Source organism: Pseudomonas sp. BB438 (assembly GCF_057180225.1).
In genome coordinates, this window is sequence record NZ_CM170001.1 from 2,196,843 (window position 1) to 2,212,746 (window position 15,904).

At 66.4% G+C, this 15,904-nt stretch carries 15 protein-coding genes; 11 read left to right on the top strand and 4 right to left on the bottom strand.

Going from position 1 to position 15,904, the window contains the following annotated elements; translation table 11 throughout:
• Positions 1–2: 2 nt before the first annotated feature.
• The 4 genes from fabA to AC1ZV1_RS10325 all read right to left on the bottom strand — a co-directional run bounded on the left by fabA (position 3) and on the right by AC1ZV1_RS10325 (position 5,691).
• On the bottom strand, positions 3–518 hold the full coding sequence (gene fabA / locus AC1ZV1_RS10310) for a 3-hydroxyacyl-[acyl-carrier-protein] dehydratase FabA (protein WP_017517389.1): 516 nt from the start codon (positions 516–518) through the stop codon (positions 3–5).
• Positions 519–747: 229 nt separating this feature from the next.
• Positions 748–2,664: an ATP-binding protein gene (locus AC1ZV1_RS10315; protein WP_484296616.1), complete on the bottom strand. Its 1,917-nt coding sequence runs from the start codon at positions 2,662–2,664 to the stop codon at positions 748–750.
• Positions 2,661–3,581 carry an ABC transporter substrate-binding protein gene (locus AC1ZV1_RS10320; protein WP_484296617.1) on the bottom strand — a complete coding sequence of 307 codons (921 nt, stop codon included), beginning with the start codon at positions 3,579–3,581 and terminating at the stop codon, positions 2,661–2,663. Before AC1ZV1_RS10320 ends, AC1ZV1_RS10315 begins: the two co-directional genes overlap by 4 nt.
• 1 nt (position 3,582) lies before the next feature.
• Positions 3,583–5,691: a TonB-dependent receptor plug domain-containing protein gene (locus tag AC1ZV1_RS10325; protein WP_484296618.1), complete on the bottom strand. Its 2,109-nt coding sequence runs from the start codon at positions 5,689–5,691 to the stop codon at positions 3,583–3,585.
• Positions 5,692–5,873: 182 nt separating this feature from the next.
• Between AC1ZV1_RS10325 and AC1ZV1_RS10330 the strand changes: the two genes are divergently transcribed.
• The 11 genes from AC1ZV1_RS10330 to AC1ZV1_RS10380 all read left to right on the top strand — a co-directional run bounded on the left by AC1ZV1_RS10330 (position 5,874) and on the right by AC1ZV1_RS10380 (position 15,845).
• Positions 5,874–6,896, top strand: a complete 1,023-nt coding sequence (locus AC1ZV1_RS10330; RefSeq protein WP_484296619.1) for an NAD(P)H-dependent glycerol-3-phosphate dehydrogenase — start codon at positions 5,874–5,876, stop codon at positions 6,894–6,896.
• Between the two features lie 12 nt (positions 6,897–6,908).
• On the top strand, positions 6,909–7,265 hold the full coding sequence (locus tag AC1ZV1_RS10335) for a DUF4389 domain-containing protein (RefSeq protein WP_484296620.1): 357 nt from the start codon (positions 6,909–6,911) through the stop codon (positions 7,263–7,265).
• Positions 7,262–7,726, top strand: a complete 465-nt coding sequence (sixA, locus tag AC1ZV1_RS10340) for a phosphohistidine phosphatase SixA (protein ID WP_484296621.1) — start codon at positions 7,262–7,264, stop codon at positions 7,724–7,726. The genes AC1ZV1_RS10335 and sixA overlap by 4 nt, the downstream gene beginning before the upstream one ends.
• Positions 7,727–7,984: 258 nt before the next feature.
• Positions 7,985–9,652, top strand: a complete 1,668-nt coding sequence (locus AC1ZV1_RS10345) for an AMP-binding protein (protein ID WP_484296622.1) — start codon at positions 7,985–7,987, stop codon at positions 9,650–9,652.
• A gap of 15 nt (positions 9,653–9,667) precedes the next feature.
• Positions 9,668–10,093, top strand: coding sequence for a hotdog fold thioesterase (locus AC1ZV1_RS10350; protein ID WP_484296623.1), 426 nt, complete (start codon positions 9,668–9,670; stop codon positions 10,091–10,093).
• A gap of 191 nt (positions 10,094–10,284) precedes the next feature.
• Positions 10,285–11,088, top strand: a complete 804-nt coding sequence (locus AC1ZV1_RS10355) for a helix-turn-helix domain-containing protein (protein ID WP_484296624.1) — start codon at positions 10,285–10,287, stop codon at positions 11,086–11,088.
• Positions 11,089–11,132: 44 nt separating this feature from the next.
• On the top strand, positions 11,133–11,780 hold the full coding sequence (locus AC1ZV1_RS10360) for a LysE family translocator (RefSeq protein WP_484296625.1): 648 nt from the start codon (positions 11,133–11,135) through the stop codon (positions 11,778–11,780).
• A gap of 146 nt (positions 11,781–11,926) precedes the next feature.
• Positions 11,927–12,727: an alpha/beta fold hydrolase gene (locus AC1ZV1_RS10365; RefSeq protein ID WP_484296626.1), complete on the top strand. Its 801-nt coding sequence runs from the start codon at positions 11,927–11,929 to the stop codon at positions 12,725–12,727.
• Between the two features lie 9 nt (positions 12,728–12,736).
• Positions 12,737–13,624 carry an alpha/beta hydrolase gene (locus AC1ZV1_RS10370; protein WP_484296627.1) on the top strand — a complete coding sequence of 296 codons (888 nt, stop codon included), beginning with the start codon at positions 12,737–12,739 and terminating at the stop codon, positions 13,622–13,624.
• A 198-nt stretch (positions 13,625–13,822) separates the two neighbouring features.
• Positions 13,823–14,713, top strand: a complete 891-nt coding sequence (locus AC1ZV1_RS10375; protein ID WP_484296628.1) for a DUF4892 domain-containing protein — start codon at positions 13,823–13,825, stop codon at positions 14,711–14,713.
• A 76-nt stretch (positions 14,714–14,789) separates the two neighbouring features.
• Positions 14,790–15,845 (top strand): AI-2E family transporter, encoded by a 1,056-nt coding sequence (locus AC1ZV1_RS10380; protein ID WP_484296629.1) that lies wholly within the window; start codon positions 14,790–14,792, stop codon positions 15,843–15,845.
• Positions 15,846–15,904 lie beyond the last annotated feature (59 nt).

Sequence of the window (15,904 nt, forward strand, 5' to 3'; positions counted from 1 at the left end):
CCTTAGAAGCTGTCAGTGGAAGTGAACAGGCCGACGCGGAGGCCTTCGGCGCTGTAGATTTCGCGGCCATCGACGCTGACGGTGCCGTCGGCGATGGCCAGGATCAGCGAACGATTGATCGTACGCTTGATGTGAATGTTGTAGGTGACTTTCTTGGCGGTCGGCAGGACCTGGCCGAAGAACTTCACTTCGCCCGAACCCAGGGCGCGGCCACGGCCGGGGTTACCCTGCCAGCCGAGGTGGAAGCCTACCAGCTGCCACATGGCGTCGAGGCCCAGGCAGCCCGGCATGACGGGGTCGCCCTCGAAGTGGCAGGCGAAGAACCACAGGTCCGGGTTGATATCCAGCTCGGCGACCAGTTCGCCCTTGCCATACTTGCCGCCGACATCACTGATGTGGGTGATGCGGTCGATCATCAGCATGTTCGGGGCGGGCAGTTGCGCATTACCCGGGCCGAAGAGCTCGCCGCGGCTGCAGCGCAGCAGGTCTTCTCGGGTGAAGGCGTTTTGTTTGGTCATGCGAGCTCCTCAAAAATCCTGGATAGCAGGCGTTGTTTGGCTTGTGCCTGCGGCGCCGCGTTCCGTTGTTCTTGTCACGGTGTCATGCGGCAGCCTAGTCATAGACTATTGCCTTTAAGTGAAAGTCACAGCAATCGGCGAACGCTTGTTCACTTTTCGCCGATGCCAGGTTTCCCCTCGGGACGCAGGCCCGGGCCGGTCCGCAGTTTGCGGGCAAGCGCTCCGTCGATCAACGACCTGGAGCAACCCAGCGCTGCAGAATCCGCTGCAGCTCCATGCGTTTGAACGGCTTGGCGAGGTAGTCGTTCATTCCCGCCTCCAGGCATGCCTCGCGGTCGCCCTGCAGCGCGTTGGCGGTCAGGGCGATGATCGGTACCTGGTCGCCGCCCGGTTTCGCCCGGATCTGCCGCGTGGCTTCGTAGCCGTTGAGCACCGGCAGGCGGCAGTCCATGAGGATCGCCGCGAACTCACTGCGCTCCGAGGTGCGGACTGCCTGCGCACCGTCACCCACCAGCGTGACGTGATAACCCAGGCTGCGCAACATAGCTTCTATGACCGTTTGATTCACCGGGTTGTCCTCCACCAGCAGCACGGACTGACCAGTGGCAAGCGCATCGGCGCCCGTCAAACCCTCCTCTGCGGTGCTCTGACGCTCCCGGAAGGGCAGGGGAATCTCCAGGGTGAAGGTTGAGCCGCAACCTTCCTCGCTGACCGCGCCCAGCGTGCCGCCCATCCGTTCGGCCAGGGTGCGCGCGATGGACAGCCCCAGCCCGGTGCCGCCATAGCGCCGCGAGGTGGACGAGTCGGCCTGCTGGAAGGCTTCGAACATGTGCTCCAGGCGCTCGCGGGAGATGCCGATGCCGCTGTCCTGCACCGAACAGGTGAGCCACAGCACTTCGTCGTCCAGCGCCTGCCAGGTGGCCTCCAGGCGCACGCCGCCTTCCTCGGTGAATTTCAGGGCGTTGCCCAGCAGGTTGACCAGGATCTGCCGGATGCGTGTCGGGTCACCCTGCACCTCGAGGTTGTCCAGGCCGTCCTGCACATTCATTTCCAGTTCCAGCCCGCGCTGCTGGGCACTGTGCTGGAAGACCTGGATCGAGCTCTGGATCAGCTCCAGCAGGTTGAACGGGATGCGCTCCAGCTCCAGCGCGCCGCGTTCGACGCGAGAGAAGTCGAGGATGTCGTTGATCACCTTGAGCAGGTGTTCGGTGGATTCGGTGGCCAGTGCGCTGTACTCGGCCTGCTCCTGGTTCAGCTCGGTGGTTTCCAGCAGCTGCAGCATGCCCAGCACGCCGTTCATCGGGGTGCGCAGTTCGTGGCTCATCATCGCCAGGAAGTCGGACTTGGCGCGGTTGGCTTCTTCGGCTTCCTCCCGCGCCGCCACCAACTGGGCGATGCTGCGTTCCTGCTCCAGGCTGGCCTGCTGCAGGCCGCGGGCCAGGTTGTTGATGTGCCGGGCCAGGTCGCCGACTTCGCCGTCATCCGGCACAGGCAGGATTGTGTGGTAGTCGCCGGTCTGGATCGCCTGAACGGCGCGGCCCATGGTTCGGATCGGGGCAGCCAGGCGGCGGGCGAGGCGGCGTGCCAGCAGGAAGGTGAGAATCAGCGCGAAGAGCGCGAGCAGGCTGGCCTTGAGCAGGATTTCCTGCTGCCGTTCGCTGAAGGCATCGCTGGCCATGCCGACCACTACGCGGCCGAGATAGTCCCCGCTGGGCGCTGCAGCGGCGGGCAGCATGTCGTGGGAGCTGGCCAGGTCGCTGCCGTCGAGGGCGATGTTCTCGCGCTGGATCGACGCGTGGAAGATTTCGACCTTGGTGCTCGCCTGCGCGGGATCGGCGGCGTGCTCGACATAGACGAGGATATTGTCGCCGCGATCGCGCACTTCGATGAAGCGCACATGGGCGGTGCTCAGTGTCGCCCTCAGCAGGCTCTGCAGCACCGGCAGGTTGCCGGAGATCACCCCGTACTCCGCCGCCGGGGCGAGCTGGTTGGCGATCAGTTGGCCGGTGTGATTGGATTCCAGGCGCAGGTCCTGCAGACGCGAATACGTGAAATAGCTGGTCAGCAGCACGGTCAGCAGCAGCGCCGGGCCCAGGCTGATGGCCAGCATGCGCGTCTGGATGTTCCAGCTCTTGCGGGAACTCATGGTTTCTCTCCTTCGGCCAGGCGTTGCGCGAGCTCCGCGTCAACTGGCAGGTCGATGCCGAGCGAGCGCGCCACCTGGCGGTTGCTCTGCACCTTGAAGTGTTCGGGATAGAGGCTGCGGGGCCATTGCTCCGCCGGCTCGTCGAGCAGGGTGTCGAGGGTCTCCAGCCAGTCGTTCTGGTCGCTGTAGGTACTGGCCAGGCTGCCGGCCTTGACGAAGGCGGCAGTGGGGCCGATCAGCGGCCGATTTTCGGCGTAGGCGCTAAGGAGGATGCCCTTGATGGTCTGCGCGTTATAAAGCTGTTTGTCGTCCATCCCGAGCAACAGGTCACTGCGACCGAGCAGTTCTCGTAGCGGGCGGGTGTCATCGGCGCGGGTTTGCAGTTCGCTGACCAGTTCCACGCCCAGTTGCCGAGCGGCCTGGGTAAGCTCTTCCTGGAGGAACTCGCTGGTCGGTCCGAGCAGCACGCCGATGCGCTGCGGGCGTGGCCTGAGCTGCAGGGCCAGTTGCAGCTGGCGGGCGGGTGGCGGATCGCTCCACAGCAGGCTCAGGTGTGGCGGGTCACGTTCCCCCAGCACTTGCCGGGCTTCGACGCGGCTGACCAGAAGGGTCAGTGCCGGCGGTGCATCGTGACTGGCCAGGCGCCAGTTCAGCGCACCGCTGCCGAGCAGCAGCAGGCGGGTTTGGCCATCGAGACTGGCGGCCGGCGGCAGGTTCTCCGGGGACTCCAACCGCACGTGATCATCGGGGCGGCGCTGCGCCAGGGCGTTGGCGAAGTCCTGCAGCGCCGCGCTCTGCTCGGTACTCACCAGCAGGATGTCGCGAGCCTGGGCCGGCAGCGCGAACAGGCAGGCCAGCCAGAGAAGCAGGGCGGTGAGAAGAGGGCCGGGGCTCATCCTTGAGCAGCGGGCAGGCATGCTAGAAATCCACCTCGGCGCTGAAATAGAGCAGGTGGCGATTGTCGTAGCGGTTTTCCGGCCAGGTCAGCGGTTCGTCGTCCAGGCGCTGCTGCAGTACACCGGCGAGCTCCAGCGCCGCGCGGCCCAGGGGGATGCGCTTGGCCACGCGCAGGTCGACGCGCTCGAAGCGGTGCTCGTTCAGCGCATCGTCGCCGTAGTAGAAGACCGAGCTGGACCAACCCCGTCCCCAGTCGCGCATCCAGCCGGCCGAGCCGCTGTTGCGCGCGGTGAGCCGCTGGTCGTAGCGGCTGCTGGCCTCGTAGTCGACATAGGCATAGGTCAGGCGCACGCGGTCCTGCCGCGTCAGGCGCCAATCCAGCTGGGTTTCGGTGCCACTGAAGCGGATTTCGTTGTCGTTGGTCGGTTCGAAGTCGGAGACCTTCAAGGGATCGCTGATCAGCCCGTGGATTTCGTCGTAGTAGGCTTTGATGTCGAGCGCGAGCCCGAGTTCGTCGAACTGGCCGTTGTAGCCGATCTCCCGCGAGCGCATGCGCTCCTGGTCGAGGTCGCCAGGACCGTGCGCGCGGGCGAAGTAGTACGCGCTGGACTGGCCGTAGACCGGTGCCGAGAGGTTGCGCACCCGGTAGCTCCAGTTCACGTCGTTCTCGTACATGTCCGGCGAGCGCACCGCCTCGGAATACACCGCACGCAGGCTGTGGTGCGGGGTGATCAGGTAGTTGAGGGCGATGCGCGGGCTGACCGAGCTGCCGGAGAGTTGGTCGTCCTCCACCATCGCGCCACCCTGCAGCAGCCAGTGCGGCGTCAGGTGCCACTCCAGTTGGCTGAACAGGCGCCAGATGTCGTTGTTCACCGTGCCGTCGAAGTAGGTTTCCGAGGTGGCCTGGTCGTGGCGATAGCTCATGCCGCTGACCAGCCGCACGCCGTCGGCGAGGCTCAGGGTGTCCTGGACTTCGAGGTCGTAGCGGGTTTCGCGGATGTTCTGGTTCACCTGCCCGCACACCGGCAGGTAGGCGCCGCTTGCCAGTTGCTGGACGACCTGCCGCGCCAGCGCCTGCTCCTGCACCGTACCGCGGGGAATGCGCGGCAGCGAGTCGGCGAAGCTCTGCACGTATTTCGGGTCCAGCGACCAGAGCTGCGCGAGTTGCGGGCTGAAAGCGATCTGTGCCTCGCAGGCGTCGAAGTCCTGCAGGCGTTCCCAGTGTTCGGCGTAACCCTGCACGTAGAGGCTGTGCTCGGGGTTGATGTCGAAGGTCCAGCGCATCGAGCCGGCGTAGTCGCGGGCGGTCAGGTCGGAGTTGTCGTCGCCGGCGGCGATGTTGCCGAAGATCGGCTCGTAGGCGTAGGGCCGCTGGTTGCTGCCTTCCTTGGCAGCCAACTGCCAGTCCAGGCTGTTGCGCAGGTCGAGGCTGTGACTGGCGACCAGGTTGAAGCGGCTCAGGCGACGACCGTCGCGGTAGTCACGGCCGAACTGGTCGTGGTCGAAGCCGTCGTCTTCCTGGCCTGAAAGCGATAGCCGATAGTCGCCGGAGCGGTCATGGATACCCTGGCTGGCGTACCAGTCGCGCACGCCGTTCTGCCCGGTGGTGTATTTAAGCCGCGTGCCCTGGCTGTCCGCGGGGTGGCGGGTGAGGATGTTGATCACGCCCATTAGCGCGTTGGCACCGTAGCTCACCGCGTTGGGGCCGCGGAAGACCTCGATGCGGTCGATGTCCTCGATGGCCACCGGGATGTCGCTCCAGTCCACCGTGGCCAGCCCCGGGCGGTACACCGAGCGGCCGTCCACCAGCACCTGCAGGCGTCGCGCCTCGGTGACGTTGGTACCGTGGTAGTTCACCGTCGCCTGGTTGCCCGACAGGTAGCCGACCATCATGCCCGGCACCAGACGCATCAGCTCGGGAATGTCGCGGGCGCCGGAGGCCTTGATCAGGTCGCGGTCGAGCACCGTCATGCTGCCGGGGACTTCGGCGGGGGACTGTTTCAGCCGGGTCGCGGTCAGAACGTCGGGGACGTCGAGGCTGTCCACGAACAGGTCGCCCGCCACGGCCTTGCCCGCCAGCAGCGCGGCAAGCAGGGACAGCGGCAAAGGGACGCGGACGGGACGATGCACGGAACGGCCTTGTTCTCGGTTCTTCTCGGTTGGGGCGACGTCTTGAGTCAGACGTTTCCTGTCAGACGGATGTTAAACGAGGCGGCGCTGATTGCCAGTCCCGCGATCCGCACTGGTCGCTCGCCGATGCGGCCTTATAATGCCCCAATCGCCGCTCCAGGGCGGCCCCCAATGGAACAGACATGACACAGCAGCAACCGATCGCCGTCCTCGGTGGTGGCAGTTTCGGCACCGCCTTCGCCAACCTGCTGGCAGAAAACGGACAGCGTGTTCGCCAGTGGATGCGCGACGAGGAGCAGGCCGAGGCGATCCGCACCCGCCGCGAGAACCCCAACTACCTCAAGGGCGTGCGCATCCACGACGGCGTGGAGCCGACCACGGACCTCGCCGCCACACTCGCCGACTGCGAGATGATCTTCGTCGCGGTGCCTTCCAGCGCCCTGCGCAAGGTGCTTGACGGCCGCAGTGAGGAGCTGGCGGGCAAGATGCTGGTCAGCCTGACCAAGGGCATCGAGGCCCAGAGCTTCAAGTTGATGAGCCAGGTGCTCGAAGAGATCGCGCCGAAGTCCCGCATCGCGGTGATCTCCGGCCCGAACCTGGCGCGCGAGATCGCCGAGCACGAGCTGACCGCCACCGTGGTCGCCAGCGAGGACGAGGACCTCTGCGCCCAGGTGCAGCAGGCCCTGCACGGCCGCACCTTCCGGGTCTACGCCAGTGGCGACCGCTTCGGCGTCGAGCTGGGCGGGGCCTTGAAGAATGTCTACGCCATTATTGCCGGCATGGCCGCCGCGCTGGGCATGGGCGAGAACACCAAGGGCATGCTGATCACCCGCGCCCTGGCGGAAATGACCCGCTTCGCGGTCCAGCTCGGCGCCAACCCGATGACCTTCCTCGGCCTGGCTGGCGTGGGCGATCTGATCGTCACCTGTTCGTCACCCAAGAGCCGTAACTATCAGGTGGGCTTCGCCCTGGGCGAAGGCCTGAGCCTGGAAGACGCTGTGGCGCGCATGGGCGAGACCGCCGAGGGCGTGAACACCCTCAAGGTGCTCAAGGCCAAGGCCGACGAGCTGCAGGTCTACATGCCGCTGGTGGCTGGCCTCAACGCCATCCTGTTTGGCGGCCGCACCCTGGAGCAGGTCATCGGGGCGCTGATGAGCGGCGAGCCGAAGACCGATGTCGACTTCATTCCCACCACCGGTTTCTGAGGAGGTATCACCATGTCTGTTGAACGCCAGTCCGCTGATCGTCAGGAAAAGGAATCCCTGGTCCTGCGCGTCGTCTGGATGCTGGTCTTCGCGCTGGTCTGGTTCGTCGCCGAGATGATTCTCGGCGCCGTGGTGATCATCCAGCTGATCTACCGCATCATCTACGGCGCGCCCAGCGGCAGCCTGATGGGCTTTGGCGACAGCCTGAGCCAGTACTTCGCGCAGATTGGCCGCTTCGGCACCTTCCAGACCGAAGAAAAGCCGTTCCCGTTCGCCGATTGGCCGACCGCTCGCGCACCGGAAGGCGAGACTCCGCACGACGTACCGCCGGCGCCGCACCCCGCGCGCGACGAAGAGCCCAAGCTTTGAAGCTCTGGCTGCTCCGCCATGGCGAAGCCGAGCCCCAGGCCCGCCGCGACTCCGAGCGCCGGCTGACGGCCCATGGCGTCAAGGAGGTGCTGAAAAGCGCCGCCCAACTCGCCGGCCGTCCGCTGGATGGCATCCTCGCCAGCCCCTATGTGCGCGCCCAGGAAACTGCTGAGCTGGTCCGTGAGGCGCTCGGATTCGAGGGCTCGGTCGGCACTGCGCCCTGGCTGACTCCGGATGATGACCCGAAGGACGTGCTGCGCTTCCTCGATGGCCGCAACGAGCAGAACCTGCTGCTGGTCACCCACCAGCCGCTGGTGGGGGCGCTGGCCGGGCTGCTGGTGCATGGCAGCCGCAGCGATGCCGTGCCGTTCAGCACCGCCACCCTGGCGGAACTGGAAGGCGAGGTACCGGTGGCGGGGCTGATGGAGCTGGTGTCGCTCTACCATCCGCGGCATTCCTGAGCCGGATCGCCCCACCTGAGAAGGCCCCGGAAGGGGCCTTCTGCATTTCCGTGTCGGTAAATCGTGCCCGGATGTTTCCACGCGAAGCCCGTTGCAGAGCGGCTGGTGCCCATCCTTCGGTTAAATCCTACAAAAGTTCACACGGCCAGCCTTGTCTGCCGCTGCGCTGCGTGGAATAGTCAACCAAGCAAGTGCTTGGTTGATCCATCGCTATATCCCTGAGCTACACCTCTGACAACAAGAACAAAGGAGGGGCACGTGGTTAAAGCAGTCCGATTACCACTCGACCTGTTCTATCAGCGCGAGAAGAGCCACCCGAACAAACGCTACCTGGTGCAGCCGCTGAGCGGCGGCGACGTGCGCACCCTGACCTGGGGCGAGGTGGGGGAGCAGGCGCGCCGCGCCGCGGCTTGGCTACGCGGCCTGGATCTGCCGGAAGGCAGCCGGGTGGCGATCATTTCGAAGAACTGCGCGCACTGGATCGTTGCCGATATCGCCATCTGGATGGCTGGCCACGTCTCGGTGCCGCTGTACCCCAATCTCACCGCCGATTCGGTGCGCCAGGTGATGACCCACTCCGAAGCGCGAGTGGCCTTCATCGGCAAGCTGGATGACTGGCCGGCCATGGAGAGCGGCATTCCCGGGGGCGTGCCCACGGTCGCACTGCCGCTGCACCCGCCAGGTCGCTTCGATCAGCAGTGGGACGATCTCCAGCAGCAGGCGCCGATTACCGACGACCCGCGCCCGGACGCCGCTACCCTGGCGACCCTCATCTACACCTCCGGCACCACCGGCACGCCCAAGGGCGTGATGCACACCTTCGGCAACTTTGCCTTCGCCGCCAGCCATGCCATCGACCTGTTCGGCGTCGGCGAGGAGGACCGCCTGTTGTCCTACCTGCCGCTGTGCCACGTCGCCGAGCGCATGTTCGTTCAGATGGCGTCGATCTACGCCGGGCAGACGATCTTCTTCGCCGAGAGCCTGGATACCTTCGTCGCCGACATGCGCCGCGCGCGTCCAACGGTGTTCTTCGGCGTGCCGCGCATCTGGACCAAGTTCCAGATGGGCGTCTACGCGCAGATGCCGGCGCAGAAGCTCGACCGCCTGCTGCGCCTGCCGATCATCGGCCGCCTGGTCGGGCGCAAGGTGCTTGCCAGCCTCGGCCTGGATGCCGTGCGCTATGCGCTCTGCGGCGCCGCGCCGGTGCCCGAGGCGCTGCTGGACTGGTACCAGCGGCTGGGCCTGAACGTCCTGGAGGTCTATGGCATGACCGAGAACTGCGGCTACTCCCATGTCTGCCGCCCCGGCGAACAGCGGGCCGGCTGGATCGGCCGCAACAGCCCCGGCGTGGAAGTGCGCATCAGCGACGAAGGCGAGGTGCAGGTACGCAGTGGCGCGACCATGGTGGGCTACTTCAAGGACCCGGAACGTACCGCCGAGACCATTACCGAGGACGGCTTCCTGCGCACCGGCGACAAGGGCGAGCAGGACGCCGACGGCCACCTGCGCCTCACCGGGCGCATCAAGGAAATCTTCAAGACCGCCAAGGGCAAGTATGTGGCTCCCGCGCCCATCGAGAACCGCCTGGCCGTGCATTCGCGGATCGAACAGATCTGCGTGGTCGGCGACGGCCTGATCGCGCCGCTGGGCCTCTGCGTGCTCTCCGAGGTCGGCCGCCAGGAAGCCGCCAACGGCTCGCGCAGCCAGCTGGAGCAGAGCCTGCAGGAGCTGTTGAGCGAGGTGAACGAAGCGCTGGACAAGCACGAGCGCCTGGCCGGTCTGGTGCTGGTCAAGGACGTCTGGACCGTGGACAACGGCTTCCTCACGCCGACCCTGAAGATCAAGCGCAACGTGGTGGAAGGGACCTACGGCAAGCGCTTCAATGAATGGGCGGAGCGCCGCGAGGCGGTGCAATGGCATGAATGACAGAAGGACTTTCGAATGACCTGGCGCACCACCCCCGACCTGGAAAAGCTCAATGCCAACCTGAAGAACACCATCGGTGAAGTGCTCGACATCCGCTTCGAGGCGTTCGACGACGACTCGCTGACCGCCAGCATGGTGGTGGATTCGCGCACCCACCAACCCTACGGCCTGCTGCACGGCGGTGCCTCGGTGGTGCTGGCGGAGACCGTCGGCTCCACCGCCAGCTACCTGTGCCTGGACAGCAGCAAGTACTACTGCGTCGGCCTGGAGGTGAACGCCAACCACCTGCGCGGTCTGCGCAGCGGGCGGGTGACGGCCGTGGCCAAGGCGGTGCATATCGGCCGCTCCACTCACGTCTGGGAAATCCGTCTGCAGGGCGATGACGGCAAGCCCAGCTGCATCTCGCGGCTGACCATGGCGGTGGTGCCGCTGGAGCGTTGAGCCTGCGGCTGCGCCGTAGGATGGCGTGGAGCGAAGCGATACCCATCGATTCCTGCTCCGGCAGCCAGGGCCAGGGTGAGAAGCTCTTGCTTTCGTAGGAGCGACCAAGCTCGCTCCTGCGGCTCCGCCATTTTCTGCACCCTCGCAATTTTGTCCAAGACCCGCCGTTTCCGCGCCGGTACAGTAGGCCCATGGAACGCATCGAACACCACAGCAGCGGCTTGCCCGGCGTCCGTTTCATCGACGCCGAGTACCGCCGTTTCGCCTTTCCCCGGCATTTTCATCTCGACTACCACGTCGGGCTGATGCTGGACGGCTGCCAGCGCTACACCCATCGCGGTGAGCGCTCGCTGGCCGGGAATGGCGACATCCTGCTGATGAGCCCCGAAAGCATCCACGATGGTTCCAGCGAGGGCGAGGACGGCTATCGCATCCGCGTGCTGTCCATCGATCCGCACTGGCTGGATGACGCCTGTCGCGCCTTCAGCGATGGTCGCCAGGGCGCGCCGCGTCTCACCGCCGCGCAGTTGCGCGATCCGCTGCTGCAGGTCGAGCTGCAGCGTGCTCACGCGCTGATGCTCGGCGGTGAGCGGCTGGCCCAGGAAGGCCAGCTCTGGCAGGCACTGGCTGCGTTGCTGGAGCGCGCCTCCAGCCTGCGTATCCGCGAGCCGGGGCAGGGCTTCGATGCGCCGACCTGGGCGCGCATCCGCGAGTGGCTGGAGTCGCGCCTGGAAAACCCGCCCACCCTGGAAGAGATTGCCGAGTTCTGCGACCTCAGCCCCTGGCAGGTGTTGCGCCGCTTCCGCCACCAGTGCGGATTGCCGCCGCACCAGTGGCTCACCCAGCTGCGCCTGGAGCGCGCGCTGCCACGGGTGATCAAGGGCCAGCCGCTGTCGGAGATCGCCCTGAGCCTGGGCTTCTATGACCAGGCCCACTTCAGCCGACTGTTCCGCCGTACCTACGGATTGCCGCCCGCGCGACTTCGCCAGCGCTGATCCACCACCCAATCCCGTTTCCTTTCCCACTGGAGAATCCCGCCATGCAGGAGGTTCACGTCTTGCTCATGCTCACCGCCGTGTTCGCGGTCGCCCTGGTCAGCCCCGGCCCGGACGTCGCGCTGGTGGTGCGCACCTCGCTGCACCAGGGGCGCCGCGCCGGCGTGCTCAGCGCCCTCGGGCTGGCCTGCGGCATCCTGGTTCACGGCACGCTGGTGCTGACGGGCGTGACATTGCTGCTCAGCCGCTCGCCGCTGTTGTTCAGCGCGCTGCAGTTGGTGGGGGCGGCTTACCTTGCCTGGCTCGGCGTCGGCGCCCTGCGCGCATTGCGCAAACCGGGAGGGGCAGGGCGGATCGACGGCGAGCTGCCGGACTCGACGCTTGGCCCCTGGCTGCGCGGACTGGCGACCAATCTGTTCAATCCCAAGGCGCTGGTGTTCTTCCTCGCGCTGCTGACCAGCCTCATCCCGGCGGACATGTCGGCGCCCGGCAAGGTCGCGGTGGCGGTCATGCTGTTCGGCACCGGCTTCATCTGGTTCAGCCTGCTCAGCGTGCTCCTAACCCGTCCGCTGTGGCAGCAGCGCCTGCTGCGCGCCGTGCCGGCGATCGATGGCGCCTGCGGGCTGGTGTTCCTGCTGGTGGCGGGCGGCATCCTGATCAGCGTGGTGAACCACGCGACGCATTGGGTGTGAGGGAAAAACGCGCGAGGATCAGGGCAAATCCGCCGGAGCGCCATGGACTTTGGCCGTAGTGCCGTCATTCGCGGGAGAGCGGGTCATTGCTGCTCCGGTGATGCTGTCGGAAAATTCAGGCTGTCATTCCCCTGAGTTCACCCAGCATGTCGCAAGCGGTTTTCTTCGCCCACGCCAACGGCTTCCCTTCGGGGACCTACGGCAAGTTGTTCGATGCCCTGGAGCCGGATTACCGGGTCCATCGGCTGGACATGCACGGCCATGACCCGCGCTTCCCGGTGAACGCCAACTGGGAAAACCTGGTGGAAGAGCTGCTGCATCACCTCGAGGCGCTGGACGAGCCTGTGTGGGGCGTCGGCCATTCCCTCGGTGGCGTGCTGCACTACCACGCGGCGCTGCGCAAACCCGAGCTGTACCGCGGCGTGGTGATGCTCGATTCGCCGCTGCTGACGCTGGCCGACCAACTGGTGATCCGCATCGCCAAGCGCTTCGGTTTCATCGACCGGCTGACGCCCGCCGGCCGAACCCTCGGTCGCCGCGAGGACTTCGATGACGTTGCCGAGGCGCTGGCATACTTCGCCGGCAAGCCGCTGTTCAAGCGCTTCGACCGCGACTGTCTGGAAGCCTATGTGCGCCATGGGCTGGCGCCGTCCGATGCGCGCGGCCTGCGGCTGAAATTCGACCCGGCCACCGAAATCTCCATCTACCGCAACGTGCCACACACCGCGCCGGGCCGCGCCAGGCAACTGGCCGTGCCGCTGACCATGGTGCGCGGCCGCCACAGCCGCGTGGTGCTGCCGCACCATGCCCGCCTGATCGGCCGCATCCCCATGGGCGAGAGCCTGTCGCTGCCGGGCGGCCACATGTTCCCGCTGGAGCGCCCGCAGGACACCGCCGCGCTGCTCAAGACCGTCTTTGCCCGCTGGCAACAACGCGCCAACGCCTAAGGAATCGCCATGACCGCCCACGTCCAGGAAATCCGCCTTAACCTGCCGCACATCGAGCTGGCCGCGCACCTCTTCGGCCCGGAAGACGGCCGTCCGGTGATCGCCCTGCACGGCTGGCTGGACAACGCCATGAGCTTCGCCCGCCTGTCGCCCAGGCTCGAGGGCGTGCGCATCCTCGCCCTGGACTTTGCCGGCCACGGCCACTCGGGCCACCGTGCGCCGGGCGCCAGCTACCTGTTGTGGGATTACGCGCTGGACGTGCTGATGGTGGCCGACCAGATGGGCTGGGAGCGTTTCTCCCTGCTCGGGCATTCCATGGGCGCCATCGTCTCGGTGCTGCTGGCCGGTTCCATGCCCGAGCGCATCGAGCGCCTGGCGCTGATCGACGGCCTGGTGCCCTACACCGGCGAAGCGGACACCTCGCCGCAGAAGCTCGGCGAGGCGCTGCGCGCTCAATTGGCCCTGCCGAACAAGCGCAAACCGGTCTACGAAGCCATCGACCGTGCCGTGGAGGCGCGCATGAAAGGCGTCGGCGCGGTGAGCCGCGAAGCGGCGGAACTGCTGGCTTCCCGTGGTCTGGTCCCGGTGCCCGGCGGCTACACCTGGCGCACCGATGCGCGCCTGACCCTGCCGTCGCCGCTGCGCCTGACCCGCGCCCATGCGCGACAGTTTGTCCAGTCCGTGCAATGCCCGACCAGCCTGGTGCTGGCGCAGCAGGGGTTGATGATGGTCGAGCCGGCCACCCGCGAACTGCTCAAGGACAGGCCCTTCGAGGTCCATGAACTGCCGGGCCAGCACCACCTGCACCTGGATGATGAGGCGGGCGCCGAAGCCGTCGCGGCGATCTTCCGACCCTTCCTGCTGGCCGGAGAGCCTGTTCACGATCTCGCGAGCTAGAGCAGAACAAGGAGAAAACAGCCGAGGAAGCGGAGTTTACGAGCTGTAGATGAGCATTCCGAGACTGTTACGACGCCGTTATGCCGACGCGCAGCAGATCGTGAACAGGCTCTTGGGGAAACACCCGGTAGCGCCCTGCGGCTTGACTAAAGCGGGGCCTGCCGCGACGCTGCACGGATCGCTTCAGGGAGATTGTGCATGCTCGACATCCAGACCGCCGCGCGCCAGGGGCCGGAAAACCCTCACTTCGTCAGGACCGACGCGCACCGGATGTCACGGCTGCTTCGCACGCTGATCGCCGGCGGCCTGCTCGGCTTCGCCAGCCTTGCCGGCGCTGCCGATCTGCCCGGCAGCCACGACCTGGAGATACTCCCGCGCTTCCCGCGTTCGGAGATCGTCGACTTCAACCAGGCCCCCAGCCAGGAACGCATCTACCCGCAAGGCTCGATCAGCCGCATCAGTGGGCGGCTGCGCATGGAAGGGGAGGTGCGCGCTATCGGCGACCTGACCGCCGTGACCTATCGGCTGCCTGACGAGGACTCCAGCCAGAGCGCCTTCGCCGCGGCACGCAAGGAACTGCTCAAGGCCGACGCCACCCCGCTGTTCTGGTGCGAGAGCCGTGATTGCGGCTCCAGCAACCTGCTGGCCAACTCGGTGTTCGGCAACGCCAAGCTGTTCGGTCCGGACGAGCAGCAGGCCTACCTGCTGGTGCGCCTCGCTGCGCCCCACGAGAACAGCCTGCTGGCGGTCTACACCATCACCCGTGGCAACCGCCGCGCCTACCTGCACGCCGAACAGCTGGACAGCGGCGCCGTCCTCGGCGAGCTGCTGCCCAGCGCCGCGACCCTGATGCGTCTGCTCAAGGCCAACGGCGAGCTGACCCTGAGCCACGTACCGCAGGAGCCGGGCGGCGCCTGGCTGGACCTGCTGGTGCGCACCCTGCGTCTGGACACTGGCGTGCGTGTGGAGTTGGCCGGCAAGCATGCGGGAGACTGGCGCTCGGCACTCACCGCCCAGGGCGTGCGCGACGCTCGCCTGGAGCAGGGCAAGGATGACAGCGATGGGCTGCATCTGACCTGGTTGCGCTGATTTCCCTACGTTGATTCTCCGACGCTGAAGGTCGAAACGCCCTACACTGGGGCTTTCGAGCCAACCGGGGTTTCCAATGTTCGACAATGATCGCCTGTTGCTGCGCCTGCTGTTGCTTGGGCTGCTCGCGGCCAGCATCTGGGTGTTGCTGCCCTTCTGGTCGGCGTTGGTCTGGGCGGCCGTGCTGGCCTTCGCCAGTTGGCCGCTGATGCGCCTGCTCACCCAGTTGCTGGGCGGCCGTCAAGCGGCGGCGGCCGGCGTGCTGACAGTCTGCTGGATCGTGCTGGTGGCGTTGCCGTTGGTGTGGCTGGGCTTCGGGCTGGTGGACCGGGTGCGCGAAGGCGTGGAGCTGGTGAAGAACCTGCAGGTCTCGGGCTTGCCGCCGCCGCCGGAATGGATGGCTCGAGTGCCGCTGATCGGTGATCGCCTGATCGGCTGGTGGTACCAGGCCGACCAGCAGGGCGTCGCGATGTTCTCCGCACTCAAGCCATACATGGGTGAGGTAGGCAACTGGATGCTGGCGCGCAGCGCCAAACTGGGCGCCGGTATCTTCGAGCTCGTGCTCAGCCTGGTGTTGATCTTCTTCTTCTATCGCGATGGTCTGCGCCTGCAGGCGTTTGCCCACGGGATGCTGCAGCGCCTCATCGGCGATACCGCACAGCAGTACATGGACATCATCGCCGGGACCGTGCAACGGGTGGTCAATGGCGTGATCGGGACGGCCGCCGCGCAAGGGGTGCTGGCGACTATCGGCTTCCTCATTGCCGGCGTGCCGGGCCCGCTGGTGCTGGGGCTGCTGACCTTCGTCTGCAGCCTGCTGATGGTGCCGCCGCTGATCTGGGGGCCGGCGGTGCTCTGGCTGTTCTACCAGGAGAGCTACGGTTACGCGGTGTTCATGGCCATCTGGGGCTTCTTCGTGATCAGTGGCGTGGACAACATCCTCAAACCCTACCTGATCAGCCGTGGCGGCAACCTGCCGCTGGTGGTGGTGCTGCTGGGCGTGCTCGGCGGGCTGCTCAGCTTCGGCTTCATCGGCCTGTTCCTCGGGCCGGTGCTGCTGGCGGTGGTCTACAACCTGATCAGCGCGTGGGTCGATAGCTCGCACCGGCCACCGCCGCCGCCGGTGGTGTGAGACGTCCGCGTGGGACGTCCCCTCTCCCTGAAGGGAGAGGGCGCAAAAACTGGCTTCGT

Bases quoted from the DNA above. Each gene is read 5' to 3' on its own strand.
- fabA (WP_017517389.1), bottom strand. From the start codon at position 518: ATGACCAAACAAAACGCCTTCACCCGAGAAGACCTGCTGCGCTGCAGC.
- AC1ZV1_RS10315 (WP_484296616.1), bottom strand. From the start codon at position 2,664: ATGAGTTCCCGCAAGAGCTGGAACATCCAGACGCGCATGCTGGCCATC.
- AC1ZV1_RS10320 (WP_484296617.1), bottom strand. From the start codon at position 3,581: ATGCCTGCCCGCTGCTCAAGGATGAGCCCCGGCCCTCTTCTCACCGCC.
- AC1ZV1_RS10330 (WP_484296619.1), top strand. From the start codon at position 5,874: ATGACACAGCAGCAACCGATCGCCGTCCTCGGTGGTGGCAGTTTCGGC.
- AC1ZV1_RS10335 (WP_484296620.1), top strand. From the start codon at position 6,909: ATGTCTGTTGAACGCCAGTCCGCTGATCGTCAGGAAAAGGAATCCCTG.
- AC1ZV1_RS10350 (WP_484296623.1), top strand. From the start codon at position 9,668: ATGACCTGGCGCACCACCCCCGACCTGGAAAAGCTCAATGCCAACCTG.
- AC1ZV1_RS10355 (WP_484296624.1), top strand. From the start codon at position 10,285: ATGGAACGCATCGAACACCACAGCAGCGGCTTGCCCGGCGTCCGTTTC.
- AC1ZV1_RS10360 (WP_484296625.1), top strand. From the start codon at position 11,133: ATGCAGGAGGTTCACGTCTTGCTCATGCTCACCGCCGTGTTCGCGGTC.
- AC1ZV1_RS10365 (WP_484296626.1), top strand. From the start codon at position 11,927: ATGTCGCAAGCGGTTTTCTTCGCCCACGCCAACGGCTTCCCTTCGGGG.
- AC1ZV1_RS10370 (WP_484296627.1), top strand. From the start codon at position 12,737: ATGACCGCCCACGTCCAGGAAATCCGCCTTAACCTGCCGCACATCGAG.
- AC1ZV1_RS10375 (WP_484296628.1), top strand. From the start codon at position 13,823: ATGCTCGACATCCAGACCGCCGCGCGCCAGGGGCCGGAAAACCCTCAC.
- AC1ZV1_RS10380 (WP_484296629.1), top strand. From the start codon at position 14,790: ATGTTCGACAATGATCGCCTGTTGCTGCGCCTGCTGTTGCTTGGGCTG.